Annotated in this window: 22 protein-coding genes and 1 tRNA gene; 13 read left to right on the forward strand and 10 right to left on the reverse strand. The window is 67.9% G+C overall.

What is annotated here, in order from left to right:
• Positions 1-181: 181 nt before the first annotated feature.
• A tRNA-Ala gene (locus Q0916_RS09980) sits at positions 182-253 on the reverse strand.
• A 156-nt stretch (positions 254-409) separates the two neighbouring features.
• Between Q0916_RS09980 and Q0916_RS09985 the strand changes: the two genes are divergently transcribed.
• Positions 410-826, forward strand: coding sequence for a cobalamin B12-binding domain-containing protein (locus tag Q0916_RS09985; protein WP_299237106.1), 417 nt, complete (start codon positions 410-412; stop codon positions 824-826).
• Entirely contained in the window at positions 827-1,879 is a 1,053-nt protein-coding gene (meaB, locus tag Q0916_RS09990; RefSeq protein WP_299237108.1) for a methylmalonyl Co-A mutase-associated GTPase MeaB, read from the forward strand.
• A 49-nt stretch (positions 1,880-1,928) separates the two neighbouring features.
• Here meaB and Q0916_RS09995 read toward each other — a convergent pair whose 3' ends face one another.
• Both Q0916_RS09995 and Q0916_RS10000 read right to left on the reverse strand, forming a co-directional pair.
• Positions 1,929-2,945, reverse strand: coding sequence for a response regulator (locus tag Q0916_RS09995; RefSeq protein ID WP_299237110.1), 1,017 nt, complete (start codon positions 2,943-2,945; stop codon positions 1,929-1,931).
• A gap of 65 nt (positions 2,946-3,010) precedes the next feature.
• The gene (locus tag Q0916_RS10000; RefSeq protein WP_299237111.1) at positions 3,011-3,598 is read right to left on the reverse strand and encodes a molybdopterin-dependent oxidoreductase; all 588 of its coding nucleotides are present in this window, start codon (positions 3,596-3,598) and stop codon (positions 3,011-3,013) included.
• 187 nt (positions 3,599-3,785) lie between these two features.
• On the opposite strand from Q0916_RS10000, the gene Q0916_RS10005 reads away from it, so the two are divergent.
• From Q0916_RS10005 to menD, 4 genes are all read left to right on the forward strand, one after another.
• The gene (locus Q0916_RS10005; RefSeq protein WP_299237112.1) at positions 3,786-3,998 is read left to right on the forward strand and encodes a ribbon-helix-helix domain-containing protein; all 213 of its coding nucleotides are present in this window, start codon (positions 3,786-3,788) and stop codon (positions 3,996-3,998) included.
• Between the two features lie 176 nt (positions 3,999-4,174).
• Positions 4,175-4,453, forward strand: a complete 279-nt coding sequence (locus Q0916_RS10010; RefSeq protein ID WP_299237113.1) for a UPF0058 family protein — start codon at positions 4,175-4,177, stop codon at positions 4,451-4,453.
• Positions 4,454-4,535: 82 nt separating this feature from the next.
• Positions 4,536-5,873: an isochorismate synthase gene (locus tag Q0916_RS10015; RefSeq protein ID WP_299237114.1), complete on the forward strand. Its 1,338-nt coding sequence runs from the start codon at positions 4,536-4,538 to the stop codon at positions 5,871-5,873.
• Between the two features lie 4 nt (positions 5,874-5,877).
• The gene (gene menD / locus Q0916_RS10020; RefSeq protein WP_299237115.1) at positions 5,878-7,647 is read left to right on the forward strand and encodes a 2-succinyl-5-enolpyruvyl-6-hydroxy-3-cyclohexene-1-carboxylic-acid synthase; all 1,770 of its coding nucleotides are present in this window, start codon (positions 5,878-5,880) and stop codon (positions 7,645-7,647) included.
• Positions 7,648-7,662: 15 nt separating this feature from the next.
• Here the strand turns inward: menD and Q0916_RS10025 are convergent, their stop codons facing one another.
• On the reverse strand, positions 7,663-8,571 hold the full coding sequence (locus Q0916_RS10025; protein ID WP_299237116.1) for an alpha/beta fold hydrolase: 909 nt from the start codon (positions 8,569-8,571) through the stop codon (positions 7,663-7,665).
• 82 nt (positions 8,572-8,653) lie between these two features.
• On the opposite strand from Q0916_RS10025, the gene Q0916_RS10030 reads away from it, so the two are divergent.
• Genes Q0916_RS10030 through Q0916_RS10040 form a run of 3 tightly spaced genes read left to right on the forward strand, consistent with a single transcriptional unit; the run spans position 8,654 to position 10,882 of the window.
• Entirely contained in the window at positions 8,654-8,965 is a 312-nt protein-coding gene (locus Q0916_RS10030) for an MTH1187 family thiamine-binding protein (protein WP_299237117.1), read from the forward strand.
• A gap of 53 nt (positions 8,966-9,018) precedes the next feature.
• Positions 9,019-9,603 carry a DUF2150 family protein gene (locus Q0916_RS10035; RefSeq protein WP_299237118.1) on the forward strand — a complete coding sequence of 195 codons (585 nt, stop codon included), beginning with the start codon at positions 9,019-9,021 and terminating at the stop codon, positions 9,601-9,603.
• A gap of 37 nt (positions 9,604-9,640) precedes the next feature.
• The gene (locus Q0916_RS10040) at positions 9,641-10,882 is read left to right on the forward strand and encodes a hypothetical protein (protein ID WP_299237119.1); all 1,242 of its coding nucleotides are present in this window, start codon (positions 9,641-9,643) and stop codon (positions 10,880-10,882) included.
• Positions 10,883-11,132: 250 nt separating this feature from the next.
• On the opposite strand, the gene Q0916_RS10045 is transcribed toward Q0916_RS10040, so the two are convergent.
• Entirely contained in the window at positions 11,133-11,273 is a 141-nt protein-coding gene (locus Q0916_RS10045; RefSeq protein ID WP_299237120.1) for a hypothetical protein, read from the reverse strand.
• 99 nt (positions 11,274-11,372) lie between these two features.
• Between Q0916_RS10045 and hmgB the strand changes: the two genes are divergently transcribed.
• Positions 11,373-12,710: a hydroxymethylglutaryl-CoA synthase gene (gene hmgB, locus Q0916_RS10050; RefSeq protein WP_299237121.1), complete on the forward strand. Its 1,338-nt coding sequence runs from the start codon at positions 11,373-11,375 to the stop codon at positions 12,708-12,710.
• Between the two features lie 89 nt (positions 12,711-12,799).
• On the opposite strand, the gene carA is transcribed toward hmgB, so the two are convergent.
• Positions 12,800-13,843, reverse strand: a complete 1,044-nt coding sequence (gene carA / locus Q0916_RS10055) for a glutamine-hydrolyzing carbamoyl-phosphate synthase small subunit (protein ID WP_299237122.1) — start codon at positions 13,841-13,843, stop codon at positions 12,800-12,802.
• Positions 13,844-13,945: 102 nt separating this feature from the next.
• Between carA and Q0916_RS10060 the strand changes: the two genes are divergently transcribed.
• Both Q0916_RS10060 and Q0916_RS10065 read left to right on the forward strand, forming a co-directional pair.
• Entirely contained in the window at positions 13,946-14,359 is a 414-nt protein-coding gene (locus Q0916_RS10060) for an Lrp/AsnC family transcriptional regulator (RefSeq protein ID WP_299237123.1), read from the forward strand.
• Positions 14,360-14,398: 39 nt separating this feature from the next.
• Entirely contained in the window at positions 14,399-14,992 is a 594-nt protein-coding gene (locus tag Q0916_RS10065) for an NUDIX hydrolase (RefSeq protein ID WP_299237124.1), read from the forward strand.
• 87 nt (positions 14,993-15,079) lie between these two features.
• Here Q0916_RS10065 and Q0916_RS10070 read toward each other — a convergent pair whose 3' ends face one another.
• The 3 genes from Q0916_RS10070 to Q0916_RS10080 are packed head-to-tail and all read right to left on the reverse strand — an operon-like array spanning position 15,080 to position 17,730.
• Entirely contained in the window at positions 15,080-16,366 is a 1,287-nt protein-coding gene (locus Q0916_RS10070; RefSeq protein WP_299237125.1) for an MmgE/PrpD family protein, read from the reverse strand.
• A 45-nt stretch (positions 16,367-16,411) separates the two neighbouring features.
• Positions 16,412-16,678: a hypothetical protein gene (locus Q0916_RS10075; protein WP_299237126.1), complete on the reverse strand. Its 267-nt coding sequence runs from the start codon at positions 16,676-16,678 to the stop codon at positions 16,412-16,414.
• Positions 16,675-17,730 (reverse strand): zinc-binding dehydrogenase, encoded by a 1,056-nt coding sequence (locus tag Q0916_RS10080; protein ID WP_299237127.1) that lies wholly within the window; start codon positions 17,728-17,730, stop codon positions 16,675-16,677. Before Q0916_RS10080 ends, Q0916_RS10075 begins: the two co-directional genes overlap by 4 nt.
• An 86-nt stretch (positions 17,731-17,816) precedes the next feature.
• Between Q0916_RS10080 and Q0916_RS10085 the strand changes: the two genes are divergently transcribed.
• Entirely contained in the window at positions 17,817-18,470 is a 654-nt protein-coding gene (locus tag Q0916_RS10085) for a MogA/MoaB family molybdenum cofactor biosynthesis protein (RefSeq protein ID WP_299237128.1), read from the forward strand.
• A 54-nt stretch (positions 18,471-18,524) separates the two neighbouring features.
• Here Q0916_RS10085 and Q0916_RS10090 read toward each other — a convergent pair whose 3' ends face one another.
• A complete protein-coding gene (locus tag Q0916_RS10090) occupies positions 18,525-18,839 on the reverse strand; it encodes a cupin domain-containing protein (protein ID WP_299237129.1) in 315 nt (104 codons plus the stop codon).
• Positions 18,840-19,025 lie beyond the last annotated feature (186 nt).

Genomic DNA, 19,025 nt, shown 5'->3' on the forward strand with positions numbered 1-19,025 from the left:
CGAGTGAGGCGTTCGAAGCACGCCGTGCGGCCTGGGGTGTCACCACACGAAACGCATACCGGCGGAACACGAGTTTGAGGAGACGAACCGAACGAACGGACTCGCCGGGACTGAGCAAACCCGGAGGGTTTGCGAGGGTCGGCGAGCCCATCGACTGAGTGAGCACCGCGAACGAAGGAGATGGACTCGCCGGGATTTGAACCCGGGGCCTTCCCCGTGCCAGGGGGATGATCTACCGCTGATCTACGAGCCCGCGGTCACCGGATCATATCCCGAGGCGATTGATAAACCCATCGAAGCGGCCGGCGAGCCGTCCGGAGCGTACCCTCCCGGACCGCCCGCCGAGGCCGACCCGCCCGGTTCGGACGCTCCGTTAAAGTCAAACACCTGCCCGCGGATAGTGTGTGTCATGAGCACGGAACAGGGACAGCGAACCATCAGGTGTCTGGTTGCGAAGGTCGGCCTTGACGGCCACGACCGCGGCGCACATGTGATCGCGCGGGCGTTTCGGGACGCCGGCTTCGAGGTCATCTACTCCGGTCTACACAAGTCCCCGGACGACATTGTTCAGGCGGCCGTCCAGGAGGACGTCGACGTCCTCGGGATCTCGATCCTCTCGGGGGCTCACGACACGCTCGTTCCGAAGATCCTCGAGGGGCTCCGCGAGTACGACGCCTTCGAGGACACGCTCGTCATCGTCGGTGGGATCGTGCCCGAAGACGACCGCGCGGCGCTGTACGAGGCCGGCGTCGCCGAGATATTCGGCCCCGGGTCGTCGATGGACGAGACGATCGAGTTCGTCCGCGAGAACGCCCCGGAACGATAGATGTCCGAGGACGCGCTCATCGACGGGCTGCTCGCGGGAAAACACCGCGCTCTCGCGCGCGTGATCACGAACATCGAGAACCGGTCGCCGGGGTACCGCGATCTCGTCTCGCGGCTCCACGAGCACACGGGCCAAGCGGAGGTCATCGGCATCACCGGCTCGCCCGGCGCGGGCAAGTCGACGCTCGTCGACAAGATGGCGGCCACGTACCGCGAGCGGGGGGAGACGGTCGGGGTCATCGCGATCGATCCCTCCTCGCCGTTTACCGGTGGGGCGGTGCTCGGCGACCGCATCCGGATGGCCTCGAACGTCGGCGACATGGACGTCTTCTTCCGCTCGATGTCGGCCCGCGGTTCGCTCGGGGGGCTCTCGACGGCGACGACGGACGCGGTGAAGGCCCTCGACGCCTTCGGCAAGGACAAGATCATCGTCGAGACCGTCGGCGCGGGCCAAAACGAGATCGAGATCGTCAAGACCGCCGACACGGTCGCGGTGTTGGTGCCGCCCGGTTCCGGCGACGACGTCCAGATGCTCAAGGCGGGCATCCTCGAGATCGCCGACGTCTTCGTCGTCAACAAGGCCGACATGGACGGGGCCGACCGGACCGTGATGGAACTCAGAGAGATGATCAACATGCGCGACGTGTCGCCGATCGCGGGCCACCACGGCGCCGATGTCGACCCCGGAGCCGCCGAGAGGGACGAGACCGGACCCGGAGACGACGAGGCGGACCCGGGCTGGGAACCGCCGATCGTCGAGACGGTCGCGAAGAACGGCGACGGCGTCGAGACGTTCCTCGAGACGATCGCCGACCACGCCGCCTGGCTCGCCGAGAGCGGCGAGCGCGAGGCCCAGGCCCGCGAGCGGTACGCGGCCGAGATAGAGACGCTGCTCCGGGAGGACACGGCGTCGCTGCTCGAGGAGGAACTGGACGCCCGCGGCGGCTTGGAGTCCTACGTCGATCGCGTGTTGCGAAAGGAGACGGACCCCTACTCTGTCGCCGACGAACTCGTCGCCCCGATCGAGGCCTGCGTGCGCGACAGACGCGAGTGAGAGCCGCCCCGGGCGGCGACTCCTCTTTTCGGCCGCAACGCCAGAACGCTCAGGAGAACTCGATCGACACCGGCGTCGCCGCCGGTGGCTCCCGGCTTAGGAGGTCCTCGATCGCGTCGAGCTCCGAGCGCACCGCCGCCGTTTCGCCCTCCGAGAGCGCCTTGCGGGCCTTCGCGATCCGGTTCTCGGCGGAGCTGACGGCCTCGCTCTGGTCGCGGGCCCACTCGCCGGTCAACTCGTGGCCGAGCCAGTCGCCGAGCAGCTCGACGAAGGCCCGCTCCCAGGCGGTGAACTCGGCTCTGTCCCCGCGGTCACAGAAACAGAGCGTCCCGTGGCGGCGATCGCCGACGTACACCGGCGTTCCGATGTACGAGGAAAACCCCGACTCGCCGTCGGCGTCGGTTGCGACGGCGACGATGCCGCTGCCGTCGACGGTCAGGTCCTCGACGTCGTCGGCCAGCGGGACCCCCTCGGCGGTGTCGAACGGGAGCCCTCCGTCGCTGCTCTCGACGAGGATCTCGACGCCGTCCCCGTCGTCGGTGACCAACGCGCCGTACTCCGCGTCGAGCGTTTCGCGGCCGAGTTCGGCGAGCTCCTCGGTCGGCGTCGAGACGCTGTCGATGACGGTCCGCGCGAGCCGCCTGAGCGCGGATTCGCGCCGCTGGACCGCCTCCTCGGCCCGGTACCGCGCCGAGACGTTCTCGATCCGGTTTGCGAGGATCCGCCACTGATCGGCCCCCCGTCGTTTCCGGAAGTAGTCGGTGACGCCCGCCGAGACCGCCTCGCTCGCGATCTCCTCGCTGCCGCGGGCGGTAAACAGAATAAAGGGGAGATCGGCGTCGATCTCGCGGACGTATTCGAGCAGTTCGAGCCCCGTCATCTCCGGCATGTGGTAGTCGCTGACGACGCAGTCGGCGTCGCCGTCGTCGACCGCCTCAAGGGCGTCGCTCGGATCGGTTTCGATGCGGATGGAGAACTCCTCGCCGAGCGTGCCGAGTTGGTTCGCCATGAGATCGGCCAAGGACGGATCGTCGTCGACGAGCAGTACGCGCGTGGGACCGGCCATATGAGAAGTCGGGCATATAGGGGGTTAATGCTTCTGGCTGACTCACGACCCGAGCCGGGAGTGTCTCAGACGTACCGCTCTTCGTTCCAGGGGTTCGCGCTCGCCGAGTAGCCGCGCTGCTCCCAGTACCCCCGTTCCGGCTCGGTCAGTATCTCGACGCCGGAGACCCACTTTGCGCCCTTGTAGGCGTACCTGTGCGGCGTCACGACCCGCAGTGGCCCGCCGTGTTCGCCCGCCAGCGGCTCGCCGTCGAACTCCCAGGCGAAGAGCACCCCCTCCCGGAGGCACTCCTCGAGGGGCAGATCGGTCGTGTAGCCGTCGTGTGCGTGAAACAGCACGTGCGTCGCCGCCTCGTCGATGCCGACGCGGTCGGCGAGCGCCGAGAACGGAACGCCGTGAAACAGGCAGTCGAACCGGGACCAGCCGGTGACGCAATGGAAGTCCTGGCGCTGTGTCTCGCTGTCGAAGGTCTTGAACTCGCTCAGCGGGACGGAGAGCTCCGACCCGACAGCGCCCCACACGTCGAGCGTCGCCGAGTCCGGCACCGACGGCGTTTCGCCCTTCGAGAGCGTCGGGAACCGGTCCGTCTCCCGCTGACCGGGCGGGAGCCGGTCCCCGTCGAACGCCTCGTGAATGTCCGTCAGGTCTCGCATACCGGAGGCAGGAGCACCCGACAGGTATGTTTGTCGCCCGACGGCGCCCACACTCGTTTCGCTTTGAGTGATAGATTAGCTGGCGAATAACGAAAATATCCTTCCGATTTATCGATGTCAATTTTCGTGGTAACGAAAAATCCCCGACAGTATTAAATACCCCATACCCGAATGACCGACTGTCCCGATGCCGAAGGTACAACTCACGGTTCCGGAGCACCTCGAGATGCAGATCGCACAACTCGTCGAGGACGGCGAGTTCGTCAACAGGGAGGAAGCCATCGAAGAACTGCTGTCCACTGGGCTCCGGGCGTACAAAACGAGCGGCCCGATCGAGGACGACGAACCCGGTTTCGAGGACGACGGGATGATGGGCCACGACGACGAGTACGTCTTCTGACCGCTCGGTGACCTCGGCACGGTCCCCGCCTCGCCCCTGCCGGTCCGCCCGTTTCCGTCCTCCCGCCCGTCTCCGCGTTCGGAACGCCCTCGCACCGCCGACTCCGGAGCGTTCACCGCTCGCGGAGCGGTCCGACCCGCACAAGCGTTAAACGCGCGGTTGTCCTACGCGACGGCATGCACAAGGAGGAACTGCTGGAGCTACACGCCAAGATGGTCTCCATTATGGATCACTTCCGCGACATGGACGGGATCGACAACGCGGTGTTCGAGCCCTACGACGAACTCGACGTCACGCCCGACGACGTCCACAAGTCGAAAAGCGAGCACAAACACGCGGTGTTCGTCCTCGGGAACGCCCTGGCGAACGTGATGGCCGAAGACGAGTTCTCCGACGCCGGCCGCATCGGCAAGCGCATGGAGGAACTCGCCGACGACGCCGAGTCGAAGCTCTGAGACGCCACGCGCGTACCGCGTGCGGGCCCCGGGGTCGTCGTTGAACGCGTAACCTAAACCGGTGGGACCCGAACGCCCGGTAATGAAACCGCCGGGGAGCGACGAGACGGCCCCCGAGTCCGCGGGGATAACGAGTCGGGCGACCCGCCTGTCGACGCCCCCACAGCCGCGGGCCGCCCTCTCCGTTGCGGACCCGCCCCGGACCCTGTGGGCGGCCCCCGACCAGGCGACGGTCGTCGGCAGCGGCGCGGCGAGGACCCTCGAGGCGGCCGGGACCGACCGCTTTGGGAGCGTCCGCGCGACCGCCGAGCGGCTGTTTTCGGTCGGCGACGTTCACGCGGGCGCCCTCGAGGCCCGCCCCCGGCTGTTCGGCGGGTTTTCGTTTCACGACGACCACGCCGAGGAGGGCGCGTGGGCGGGCTACCCGAGCGCGAAGTTCGTGCTCCCGCGGACGCAGATCACGTACGTCGATGGCGAGGCGTGGCTGACGGTCAACGCCGTCGGAGCGGACGCGAGCGCGGTCGAGACGCGCCTCGAGCGGACCCGCGAGCGCGTCCAGTCTCTCCCGGACCCGTCGGCGATCAACACGCCGCCGGGGGTCGTCTCCCGCACCCGCACCGCCTCGAAGGCGCAGTGGCGGCGCGGGGTCACCGCCGCGACCGACCGCATCGCCGCCGGCGAACTCGACAAGGTCGTCCTCGCGCAGGCGCTCAGAACCGCCCTCGCCGAGCGGGTCTCGATCCCCGACGTCCTCGCGCGGCTGGGGGAGACGTACCCCGACTGCTACCGGTTTCTGTTCGAACCCGCCGACGGCTCCGCCGGCTTCTTCGGAGCGACCCCCGAGCGGCTGGTCGACCTCCGCGGGCGGACCGTCGAAACCGGCGCCCTCGCCGGAACGACCGGCCGCGGCGAGACGCCGGAGGAAGACGAGTGGCTCGCCGCCGAACTGTTGGCCGACGACAAGAATAGCCACGAACACGACCTCGTCGTTGGGGCCGTCCGCGAGCAGCTCGAACCACACGCGGCGTCGGTCCGGGCGGGCGCCAGGCGGATCAGGCGGCTCGCGACGGTCCAGCACATCGAGACGCCGATCACGGCCGAGCTCGCAACGGACGAACACGTCCTGACGCTCGTCGAGGCGCTCCACCCGACGCCGGCTGTCGGCGGGCTACCGCCGGACAGCGCGCTCGAGACGATCCGCGACACCGAGCCGTTCGACCGGGGCTGGTACGCCGCGCCGGTCGGGTGGTTCGACGCGGCCGGGTACGGCTCGTTCGCGGTCGCGCTCCGGTCGGCGATCGCCCGCGGCGACGTTGCGACCCTGTTTGCCGGGGTCGGGATCGTGGCCGACTCGGACCCGGACAGGGAGTGGGACGAGGTGCAGCTGAAGTACCGGCCGATCCTCGACGAACTGGAGTGAGCCGATGAGCGAACCGAACATCAACGCGCTCTGGGGCCGGACCGTCGCCGACGAACTTGCCGCCGCCGGCGTCGAGACCGCGGTCCTCGCGCCCGGAAGCCGGTCGACGCCGCTGACGGTCGCCGTCTCCGAGCGCCCCGACATCGAGGCGGTCTCGCACCTCGACGAGCGCTCGGCCGCCTTCTTCGCGCTCGGGTACGCAAAACGGACCGGCCGCGCCGCGGCGCTCGTCTGCACCTCCGGGACCGCCCTCTCGAATCTCCACCCGGCGGTCGTCGAGGCCGACGCGGCCCGGGTGCCGGTGGTCCTCCTGACGGCCGATCGGCCGCCGGAACTCGCCGACAGCGGCGCGAACCAGACGATCGATCAGGAGAAGTTCTACGGCGGCTTCGTCCGGCACTACCGGAAACTCCCCGAGCCCGAGGCCGCCGACCGGAAGCTCCGGTCGCTCCGCACCGCCGTGTCCCGGGCGGTCGGAACGGCCACCGGGTCCGAGCCCGGGCCCGTCCACCTCGATGTCCCGCTGCGCAAGCCGCTCGAACCGACCGCCGACGCCGGCGGACTCCCGCCCGGCGTCCCTGAGGGGGCGGTCCCGTCGGGGTTCGAAACGCCGCCGCGACCCGCCACCGCCGGACGGGACGGGCCGTTCGTCTCGACGACCCGCGGCGAGAGCCGGCTCCCGGAACGCGAGCGCCGGAGGATCGCCGAGACCCTCGAGGACGCCGACAGCGGCCTGATCGTCTGTGGGCCGACGGACCGCCCCGCCCCGGCGGCCGAGGCGCTCGCCGAACTGTCGCGGGCAAGCGGCTTCCCGGTGGTCGCCGACCCGCTCTCGGGACACCGGTTTGGCCCCCACGTCGAGTCGGTCGCCGTCTGCGGCGGGTACGACGGCTACGCGGCCGCACTCGAGGCGACCCCCGAGACCGTCGTCCGGTTCGGCGCGTCCCCGACGTCGAAGCCGCTGCGGAACTACCTCCGCGAGGCCGGCGGCCGGCAGTTCCTCGTCGATCCGGCCGGCGGGTACCGCGAGGCGACGTTCACCGCGGGCGATCTCGTCGTCGCCGACGAGACCCGCTTTGCCGCCGACCTCGCGGCGGAGATCGACCGCCGGCCGGGTTCGTACGCCGATCGGCTCCGAGCGGCCGAAACCGCCTACTGGGAGTTCGTCGAGGGCAGCGAACCGCCCGAAGGGGCGATCCTCGCCGACGCGGCCCGGCTGGCCCCCGATCCGGCGACGATTTTTGTCTCGAACTCGATGCCGGTCCGGGACCTCGATCGGTTCGGAAAGCCCCGCACGGCGGCACTCACCGTCTTGGGCAACCGCGGCGCGTCGGGGATCGACGGGATCGTCTCGAGCGCGCTCGGGGCCGGCTACGGGACCGACGACCCTCTGATCCTCGTCCTCGGCGACCTCGCGCAGTACCACGACATGAACGGCCTGCTCGCGGTCGAACGGGCCGGCGTCGACGCGACGATCGTCTGTCTCAACAACGACGGGGGCGGGATATTCCACCTGCTGCCGATCGAGGACCACGAGAGCTTCGAGTCGTGGTTCCGAACCCCCCACGGCCTCGATTTCGAGCACTCGGCCGGGCTGTACGACCTCCGGTTCGCCCGGACGGACGACCGCGATCGCTTCCGGGAGCTGTACGCCGACTCCCTCGAGAGCGACGGGACCCAACTCATCGAGGTCCGAACCGATTCGGCGTCGAACCACGACGAGCGCCGCCGGCTACAAGAAGCCGTCCACGACCGCATCCACGACGGCGGGTGAGACCCGCTCTCCTCGCTATTCGGATCGGAGGAACGCGACGATCTCGTCACAGACTACCTCGGGTCGCTCCTGGTGCATGAAGTGGCCCGCCCCCGGGACCCGAACCACGCGGCAGTCCTCGATGACCGCCCCGGCGTGCTCGAACAGTTCGGGGCCGATACAGCCGTCGCGCTCGCCGCAGACGACGAGCGTCGGCGTCCGGATCGGCGGGACGTCCGCCACGGAGGGCCGATCGCCGACGACGCCCGCCGCCGCCGGGAGGCTGACGGTATCGCGGTAGTACCCCAGGGCGTTCTCGACGGTCCCCTCGGCCCGGAACGTCTCTTTGACGTCGTTGATCCGCGCGTCGGGGTAGTCCCAGCCGGGGCTCCAGAGCCCCCACAGGAACTCGATGGCGGCGAAGTTCCGCCACCTGAGCGCCCGCTCCGGCGCGTCCGGGAGCTGAAACAGCCACATGTACCAGCTCCGCAGCGCCTGTCTCGGGTACTCGAACAACAGCGGCTCGAACCCCGGCGGGACGGCAAGCGTCACGAGCTCCGAGAAGGCCTCGGGGTCGCGCCGGTCGGCGGCGTATGCGGCGACCGCGCCCCAGTCGTGGCCGACGAGCACGGCGTCGTCGGTGCCGAGTTCCTCCCCGAGCGCCTCCGAAAGCGCGATCGCGTCCCGCCCGAGCGCCCCGCCGGAGTAGTCGCCGTCCGGGGCCGGGTCGGTCGGCGCGTACCCGCGCATGAACGGCGCGACAGCGGTGAACCCGGCCTCCGCGAGCCGATAGAGGATCGGCGTCATCGACCCGGCGTTGTCCGGGAACCCGTGCAGACAGAGCGCCAGCCGGTCGCCGTCGCCGACGACCAGACACTCGAAGGTCAGCCCGTTGGCGTCGACCCGCCGCCGCTTCCGGTGGGGGTCGGCGGTCTCGCTGCTCATACCCAGGCGTGAACACGGGGCTATCAAGTAACTACCGGCGCCCCGACGACACCGGTATGAGCGTGGAAACCGAGGCGCACCCATGAGCGTGATCGCGCTGTTGAGCGTCGCGCCGGTGATCGAGGACAGCATGGCGGGCGAGGTCGCGGCGGCCGTCGCGGCCCTCGAGGAGTTCGACGTCTCCTACGAGACGAACCCGATGGGAACCGTCATCGAGGCCGACGACGTCGACACGCTGTTGGCGGCGGTCGGGGCGGCACACAAGGCGGTCGACGCCGATCGCGTGAGCACGTTCCTGAAGATCGACGACAAGCGGACCCGGGACCAGCGGGCCTCCGAGAAGGTCGAGGCCGTCAAGCGGGAACTCGGCCGCGACGCGAAACGGGAGCGATAGGCCAAAGCGACGCAAGGAAAAGGCATATCCCCGGGCATCCGATACCTTCGGGCATGAGTGCGCCTCCCGGCGAATATTACACCGCAGAACGCTGGAACAACTGGCTCGATCGGCTCCGCGAGGAGGAGATCGACCCGGAGAGCGACGACTCCGCGCGGCTGTTTTTCAATCTGCTCGACGACGCCACCATCGCCATCGCAAAGATCCTCACCGACCACACCGACGGCGAGTTCGAGGACGCCGACGCCGCGACCGCGGAGCTGGGCCGGGTCCGGGAGATCGTGCTCTCGGAGGTCGACATCGACGACGAGGAGAAACTGACGCTCGTCGACGGCATCCAGACCTCCCTCGTGTGCGCGCTGTACACCGCCGAGGAGTACATCGTCGGCGGCCCCGCCTCGGAGGGGACCGTCGAGGAACACCTCCAGGCCGCCGCCGCCGCCGAAACCGAGAACGAGGACCTCGACACGGCGTTGGCTCACTGCGTGCAGGCCGGCACGCTCGTCGTCGACGGGGCCGACCTCTCGATGGACATCGCCGAGGAGATCGAGTACGGCCTCGTCGCCGATTGGATCAACGGGCTCGATTCGCTGGGGCGGGCCCTCGCCGACCCCTCGGTCGTCGAAGAGGACGAATAGGGCGTACGTTTTTATCCGGGACTGCCGTTTGTCGTCTATGGGATTTCGCTCCGACGAGCGCGCACAATCGACGCTCGTCGGCGCGATACTGCTGTTTGCGATCCTGATCATCGCCTTCTCGTCGTACCAGGCCTTCGTCGTTCCGAACCAGAACGCCGAGGTGGAGTTCAACCACAACGGCGACGTCCAAACCGACATGCAGGAGCTTCGGAACTCGCTTTTGGACGTGCGGTCGGTAGAACGATTTGGCAAAGGCGAGTATACAGTTATCTCAGAACACCGATCGGTCCGGATCCGTTTAGGAACACAGTATCCGGCACGACTGATCGCGTTGAACCCACCCGCACCCTCCGGAGAATTGCGGACCGAAGAATCCCAAAGCGAATTCCGCATCGAAAATGCTGGCGTCAACACGTCTAAAATAGACAGTGAGTTTCACGAAGATCCCGAGAAGCTGCTAGGCACGGACCCGGCAGCAGACATGAGCACGAACTTTTTAATATATAATCCTGTGTACACGGAGTATCAAACCCCACCGACAACCGTTTTGGAACACTCGTTCATGTATAATGAGTTTCAGAACGCCCGCATCCCTGTCACTCAGCAGACAGTAATACGACCAAACGCTACTCGAATAAATATCGTCCTGCTTGAGGGTAATCTCTCGAGATCGGGTTCTCAAGCAATCAGTATAGACCCGCAAACTCTGGATGGACCAACGGACACGGTACCGATCAACAGAAGCGGTACGGACCCGATAACGGTGCAGATCCCGACCCGGTCGCCAACGGCGTGGAACAGTACGATCCAATCATTAGACGGCGTTGATTTCGAGACGCCACCCGATCCTGACGACGACGACATTCGTGTCACGCTTGCCAATGACAGCTACAACCTCCGTGTGACCCGGGTCGGAGTTGATAATGATGCTCAGGTAAATGATAAAACGCTTACCCCGATGCAAATCGAGGGACAAGGTGCTGTCGGGGGTCCCGGTGGATCGGATACGTACGATGTCGTGAGTGTGGATCCACAAACACCCGGCGGAAACGACATTGAAGTCACATTCGAGATTGACACAACTGATCCGAACGCGCAGGTGAATGTACAGTCACTGGACAACGATGGCACCGTTCGAGATAGCACAGGTATTATTAATGTTGACGGAACGCAACCACAGACCGAAAATATCCAAGGCGCAAACCAGGCTTCGGAGGTGCGCGTCATTCTGTATGATTCTAACGGGGTTGAGCAGGACCGCCGTACAGAGCCGATTTAATGACTAGTTCAGGCCGCGATCATTTATTATTGGATAACAATATCTGATAGAACAATTCTTCGTTCGATCGCATTATTTTGATATCTTATTATTTTGTCAAATTGCTAATAACTGTCGGAGCAATATCACCCTGATAAATAATTTGACAATAATTCGGACCGCACGCTGTAAATTATTCTAATAACCGTCGAAACAATCATCGACAGTACAAGAGCCCCCGAGCATGACAGGTGTCGCCCAAGCGCCCGTCTCATGACGATTCCGTCCCGGAGCGTTCCCCCGACGCGCGCTCGGTGACGGCGTACCAGACCACGCCCGCCGCGAAGGCGATGCCGACGTTCGTCAGGACGGCGACCGCGCCGACGGCGACCGCGAGAACGGCCGTGATCATATAGGCCGCTCCGGCGGAAACGTTTGCGCCGCGGTCTTTTCGACGACTGTCGAAATATCCATCGACAAAATAATATACCCGCTCCCCGAGACCCCGAGTATGACAGGCGTCGGTATCGACGGGATCGAGATCCACACGGGCAAACTCAGACTCGACCTCCCGGAGACGTTCGCGCCGGCGATGGGCGACTCGCCGGAGAAGTACACGAAGGGCCTCGGCCTCCACGCCAGTTCCTTCCCCGACACCTACGAGGACATCGTCACCATGGGGGCCAACGCCGCCCACCGGCTGATGAGACGAAAGGGGCTCGAACCGGACGACATCGGCCGGATCGACGTCGCCACCGAGTCGGCGTTCGACCACTCCAAGCCGGTGTCGACGTACATCGCGGGCTGTCTCGAAGACGTCTTCGAGGGCGACTTCCATCACGCCAACAAGGGCGAGCGGAAGTTCGCCTGCGTGGCGGGCACCCAGAGCATCGACGACGCGTACAACTGGATCAGGGCCGACCGCCACCGCGGGCGGGCGGCGCTCGTGATCACCACCGACACGGCGCTGTACGCCCGCGACGACCCCGGCGAGGCGACCCAAGGCGCGGGCGCCGTTGCGATGGTGATCGACGAGGACCCCGATCTGGTCGAACTCTCGACGGAGCAGGGCTACGGGTCGGCCGACGAGACCGACTTCCTGAAGCCCCAACAGCAGTTCCCGAGCGTCGACGGCAAGCGGTCGGTCAACGTCTATCTCGCCCGGATGCGGGAGGCGCTCGTCGACTACCAACGCGTCGGCGGGACGATCCACGCCGAGGACTTCCGGCTCGGGCCGTTTCACACGCCGTTCCCGGGCATGGTCCGGAAGGCCGCGCTGTTGGCGTACCGACACATCACCCGCGACACGGACATCGAGGACGAACTCGCCGCGGAGATCGGCCGCCAACCGCGCAGCGAGGCCTTCGACGACGACGAGACCTACCGGGAGGCGCTCTCGGAGTACACCGACGCGCTGAAAGAGACCGAGCGGTACCGCTCGTGGTACGACCGGACGATTGACCCGACGCTCGACATCTCCAGGCGCGTCGGCAACTGGTACACCTGCTCGGTCCACGTCGCCCGCGTCTCGGGGCTGAAATCGCTCGCCGAGGACGGCGAAGACGCGGCCGGCAAGCGGCTCCTCGTCGGCTCGTACGGCTCGGGGGCCCAAGCCGAGATCCACGTCGAGACGATCCAGGAGAACTGGCGCGAGGAGATCGACGCCCTGAATATCGACGAACAGCTCGCCGACCGCTACGAGCTCACCTTCGCGGAGTACGAGGACGTCCACGACGCCCACAACCACGACGAGGACGCCGCCGTCGAGGAGTTCACGACCCCGGACTCGGAGTTCGCCTTCGACGGCTGGGGCCGGATGGGCGAACGGAAGTACCGCTTCGTCGAGTGACCCACGGCCGCTCTGTGGTCCCGCCGACGCGCGGCTGTGGGGTCCTATCGGCGCTCGAAGCGTAATGGAGCCAGGCCGCTTTTAGCCAGCTACCGGTCAACCATCGCGATCACGTCGTCGAAGAAGCCGAGCGTATCGTGTGGACCGGGGTTCGCCTCGGGGTGGTACTGTCGTGTGATGACCTCGAGTTCGTCGCTTTCGAGCCCCTCCGGGGTGTCGTCGTTGACGTTGATCTGGGTGACGTCGAGTTCGCCGGACTCGGTGACGGTGTACCCGTGGTTCTGTGTCGTCATGACGACCTGGTCCGACCGGAGGTCCCTGACCGGCTGGTTGACTCCTCGGTGGCCGAACTCCATCTTCTCGGTGCCGCCGCCCAGCGCGTTCGCGATCACCTGCTGGCCCAGACAGATCCCGGCCAGCGGCACGTCGCCGACGTACTCGTCGACGAGCGAGGCGGCGGCCCCGTAGTTCTCGGGGTCGCCGGGGCCGTTCGAGATGAAAAGCACGTCCGGACCGATCGCCTCAACGTCCGTGGCCGTCGCGTCGTAGGGGATCCGCTCGACGGTCGCGCCCCGCTCGACGAGCGAGGCGGCGATCGACCCCTTCGCGCCGCAGTCGACGAGCGCCACCGTCGGGCCGTCGCCCTCGGGGTTGTGCGTCACCGGCTCGCTCACCGATACCTGCGATCCGATGTCGACGTGTTCGCTCATCGCCTTGCACTCGGCGAGTTCCGCCGCGGCGTCGGCGGCTGTCGCGTCGGCCCCGGCGGCGATCCCGCACTTCATCGCGCCCTGCTCGCGGACCCCGGTCACGAGGTCTCTGGTGTCGAGTTCGTCGACGGCGGGCACGCCCTCGCTCGCCAGCCACTCGGCGACGTCCTCGGTCAGCTCCCTGGCGACGACGCCGCGGGGGTGGACGCGGTCGGACTCGAAGCGCTCCTCGCGCACCCCGTAGTTGCCGATGAGCGGGTACGAGAAGGTGAGTATCTGCTCCTCGTAGCTCGGGTCGGTGAGCGATTCCTCGTAGCCGGTGTAGGCGGTGGTGAACACCAACTCGCCGCGGGTGCGTCCGGGCGCACGGGCGCGGGCCTCGACGGTGCGGCCGTCCTCCAGCGCCAGATAGGCGTCGGTCATTACGAGATCCGTACGACACATCCGCAATTAACGCTTGTGTTCGAAGTTCGGTTACGAAATTCGTAATCGGTAAGTGCCCCCGCGTGGAACGCACAGACCTCGATGGACGACCTCGATCGCCGGATCCTCGCGATCCTCCGCCGGGACGCCCGGACGCCCTACACCGAGATCGCCGATCGGGTCGGGACCTCCGAGGGGACCGTCCGGAACCGCGTCGAGGCCCTCTCGGAGCGCGGCGTCATCGAACGCTTTACCGTGTCGACCCGGACGGGGAACATCAAAGCGATGGTCGAGATCGGCGTCGCCGTCGATGTCGACACGGGCGAGATCTCCGACCGGATGGCCGAGTGGGCCGAGGTCGACTTCGTCTGGCAGGTCTCGGGCGAGGAGGACGTCGTCGTCGTCGTCGATACGACCGACACCGGCACGCTCAACGACCTGATAACGCGGGCCCGCGAACTCGACGAGGTCGTCTCGACGAAGACCCGGCTCATCCTCGACGAGAAACTCGGGTGATCCGAAGGGAACTTAATACAGTCCCCCGTCGTAGCGCGTATGAGCACGGACGACGCCGACCCCGCCGGGTCGAGCGCCGAAGCCGCCGAGCGCCACGAGAACGCCGAACAGGACGTCGTCGTCGTCGACGCCGACGACACGGCGACGGGAACGATCAACCGACTCGACGCCCACACGGGCGACGGCGTGCGCCACCGGGCGTTCACCGCGCTCGTCTTCGACGGCGACGGGAACGTGCTGTTGGCCCAGCGAGCCCCCGACAAGCGGCTCTGGGACACCCACTGGGACGGCACCGTGGCCTCGCACCCGATCGAGGGACAGAGCCAGGTGGCGGCGACGGAGGCGCGTCTCGAGGAGGAACTCGGCGTCACGCCCGAGCAGTACGACGACCTCCGGGTGACGGACAAGTTCGAGTACAAGCGGTACTACCTCGATCAGGGCCTCGAGTGGGAGGTCTGTTCGGTGCTGCAGTGCACGCTCGACGACCGGTCGCTCGACCCCGACGAGACGGAGGTCGCCGGCGTGATGTGGGTCCCCTACGACCGACTCCACGAGCACCCGAAGTGGTACCGACAGCTCCGGCTCTGCCCGTGGTTCGAGATCGCGATGCGGCGGGACTTCGCCGACGAGTAGCCCCGCCGGGTTCTCATAGACCGGCCGTCGGCTGCGGACGGATCGCCCGCCGCTCCCGTTTTCCGTCTCCGAACGTCGATCCCGCCGTCAGGCCTGACCCGGCTCTGTGTCCGACCGCGCCCGCCCGAGCAGCCGCGCGAGTTCGACGGCCGTCTCGGCCTCGAAGCTCCGGACGGTACGGACGATGTCCTCGCGGCGGTCGCGGTCGTACGCCGCCGCTTGTGCGTGGAACTTCCCCTCGACCGTCCCCCACGACGCCGGGGCGGCCGGGTGGCCGCTGAAGCGCTCGACGGCCCGCTCGTGCGTGGCGCCGTCGCGGGTCTCGACCGTCACCCGGGCCGGCATCGCCGCGGTATCGGGGCGATCGTCCGACCGCCCGATCGACGATACGGTCACCCTTTCGGCGACCGGGCGGAGGTCGGCCCGCCCCGCCCGATGCACCGCGAGCGCCCGATCGACGAGGGCGGCCGCGATCCGCTCGGCGTCGACCTCGGGGACCGCCCGCTCGACGGTCTCGACCCCGACCCGCCCGATGTCGGCCGGATCGATGGCGGTTTCCTCGGCGAGTCCGATCGCCGCCTCGATCGCCGACTGTCCGTACGGGTGGGCGTCGTACGGCAACACCGCGGCGTCGCGAACCCGCTCACAGCCCGGGTCCAAATCGAGATCGAACGCGCCCACCCGGTCGTGCCACCCGCCCGCCGCGGTCATCGCGTCGGGCGCTTCGACGCCCTCGGCGGCGAGCCGGCAGGCCACGACCGCCGCCTGCGACGCAAGCCCCGACGACACCGGGCGGAACGCCTCCCCGCCGACCGACAGCGAAACGCGGCTCGCGGTCAGCCCGATCGCCCGCTCAATCCCGTCCGCGCCGAGCCCCATCGCCCGTCCGACGCCAGCCGCGGCGGCGAGGCCGGCGTGGGTCGCCGGCCCGAACCCCTCGAGCGGGGCGCTCCAGGCCAACTCGCCGTGGACCTCGAGCGCGACCGCGAGCCCGGCGAGCGTCGCGTCGCCGGTCGACCCCTCCGTCTCGGCGGCCGCGAGGACGGCCCCGAGGGGTCCGTATGCGCGAGCGAGCGCCGGCGAGAGGAAGACGGCGCCGTTGCCGGCCTCGGCGAGCGCCGCGTTATGAAGGGCGGCCATCGGCGCCGACGCCGTCGTCGCCCCCCACAGCCGGCTTTCGCCGCCGCTGCCGTCCCCGCTGCCACCGCCTCCGACCGCCCGCGCGATCGCGTCGCGTTCGCCGGTCTCTCGGGTCCCGAGGCCGACGCCGACCGCGTCGAGCACGCGCCGTTTCGTGGCCGCGCGGACGTCCTCGGGCAGCCGCTCGTAGCGAACGTCCGCCGCGAACTCGGCGATCGCCCCGCTCGAACTCATACCGTACCCGAACACCGGCGACAAAAAAAGCGTTCCGCGGCCGGTTCAGGGCCGCGTCGTCGCCCAGACCGCGAGGATGCCGAGGACGGTCGCGGACACCATCGGCAACGCGAGGAACGCGTCCCGGCGGCTCAGCCCGAACCCCGTCGGCACCTTGGGGAACAGGTAGATGATCGCCGGAACGACGAGCAGGGCGACGAAGACGGTCGCGACGAGCGCCCAGCCACGCCAGTCGAACTCCCGGTCGACCTCGTCGGGGTGGACCATCCCTCGGTCGTCCTCGGCGTCGTCGCCGCCGCCGTCGCTTCTCACTCGTAGGTCCCGGCCTCGTACTCGTCGTCCGGCACGACGACGACCGACCCGAAGCCCTCCCGGGACTCGAGGATCTCGTGGCCGCGGACGATCTCGCTCATCGGCAGCACCTCCCGGACGTGGGGCTCGAACGTCCCGTCGAACACCTTCGCCATCACCTCGTCCATCTCGCCGGGCGTCCCCATCGTTGAACCGAGGATGTCGAGCTGTTTCCAGAACACCTTGGGGATGTTCGTCTCGGGGGAAACCCCCGAGGTCGCCCCGCAGGTCACGACGGCGCCGCCGCGCGCGGCCGCGCTCAGGGACTTGTCCCACGTCGCTTCGCCGACGTGGTCGGCGACGACGTCGACGCCGCGGCCGTCGGTCAGCTCCGTGACGGCCTCGTCGAACGGCTCCTCCTCGTAGTTGATGAGGTGATCGGCCCCGCACTCGCGGGCCAACTCGAGTTTCTCTTCGGAGGAGGCGGTTGCGAAGACCTCACACCCCTCGTTGGCGGCGATCTGGACGCAGGCGTGCCCGACGCCGCCCGAGGCGCCCAACACGAGCACGCTGTCGGACTGGTCGATCTCCGCCCGCGTCGTCATCATCCGCCAGGCGGTCTGGAAGACGAGCGGCGCGGCCGCGGCGGTGACGAACCCGACGTCGTCGGGCAGCGACAGCAGGTTCCGCTCGGGGACGGCCGCGAAGTCGCTGTGGACGCCGCGGACGTGCTCGCCGATCATCTTGTAGTCGGTGCACAGCGACTGCTCGCCCTTCCGGCAGAACTCACACTCGCCGCAGTACAGCCCGGGATCGACGACGACGCGATCGCCCGCCTCGAAGCGGGTCACGCGGTCACCGGCCTCGCTTACGACCCCCGCGGCGTCGCTGCCGGGGATGTGCGGCAGTTCCTCGGGGCTGGGCATCCCGCGGCGGGTCCAGACGTCGAGGTGATTCAGGCCGCCGGCCTTGACGTCGACGAGGACCTCCTCGGGGCCGATCGCCGGGTCGTCGAACTCGTCGTACTGGAGGACGTCGGTCGAACCGTGTTCGTCGTAAAAGATCGCCTTCATACCCTCCTGTTGTGTCCGGCCGACTCAAAACGTTAGCGGTAGCCCGCTTCAGGGCGTTTTTCACCGACGCCGCCCGAACGACGCGCATGGACGACCACGACGAGGGCGGGCGGGCCGAGGGCACGGAACACGAACACGGAGACGGAGACGGGCACGAACACGATCACCACCACCACGACGTGGCGGAACTCGAGGTCGCGGTGTTGACCGTCTCCTCGAGCCGCGGCAGCGCGGAGGACGCCGCCGGTGAGGCGATCTGTGAGATCGTCCGGGAGGCCGGCCACGAGGTCTCGGTCCGGGAGCTGATAAACGACGACTACGACGCCGTACAGGACACCGTCGATCGCTTCGTCAACCGGGGCGACACCGACTGCGTCGTCACGACCGGGGGCACCGGCGTCACCCCGGACGACGTGACCGTCGAGGCGCTCGAACCGCTCTTCGACAAGCGCCTCCCCGGGTTCGGCGAGCTGTTCCGGAGCCTCTCGCGCGAGCAGATCGGAACCAAGGTCGTCGGGACGCGGGCGACGGCGGGCATCGCCGACGGGGCGCCGGTGTTCTGTCTGCCCGGCAGCGAGAGCGCGGTCCGGCTCGGTACGGCGGAGATCGTCGTCGAGGAAGCGCCGCACCTGGTTGGGTTGGCGACCCGCGACGACGGGTCCGAAGACGACGACCCAGAAAGGCACGCCCCCGGCGACGACGGGGACGAGGGTGGCGACGGCGACGACAGAGACGACTGAAACTGTCTGAACCCCTGAAACACGCGGGCCCTCGGGACGCGGCACCGTTCGGGCTCAGGGCAGCGGGCAGAGACTCGCCGTCAGGAGCGCCGGCTCCTCGGCGTCGTTTCTCGCCCCGTGGGGGACGCCGCGGGGGTTGTGAACGACCGCCGGCGCGGCGACCGTCTCCTCCGTGTCGCCCTGGGTGACGACGACCTCGCCCTCGAGCAGATGGAAGACGTTCTCGCAGTCGTCGTGGACGTGGGGGTCGAAGGCGGCCCCGGGACCGATCGCGAACAGTTTCACGAGCACGTCGTCCTCGACGACGAGTTCTGCGGTTTCGACCGTCCCCGCCTCCGGCGCGATCTCGGGCAGTTCGTTCAGCGTCATACCGGACTTCGGCGTCGGGACGGCTAAAACCCCCCGCCGACGCGATCACGCGCCGGACGGCCGCGGCTTCGAACGCGAGCCGACCGCGGCCCACCGTACGGCGGCGGCGCGGTTCGAAATTCGTATCCGAGCTACGAATTCCGCACCCTTTCGCCGGGCTTATTACGATGTACGGGCTCGGATCGA

It is taken from the genome of Natronomonas sp. (assembly GCF_028274965.1).
In the GTDB taxonomy this organism is placed as follows: domain Archaea; phylum Halobacteriota; class Halobacteria; order Halobacteriales; family Haloarculaceae; genus Natronomonas.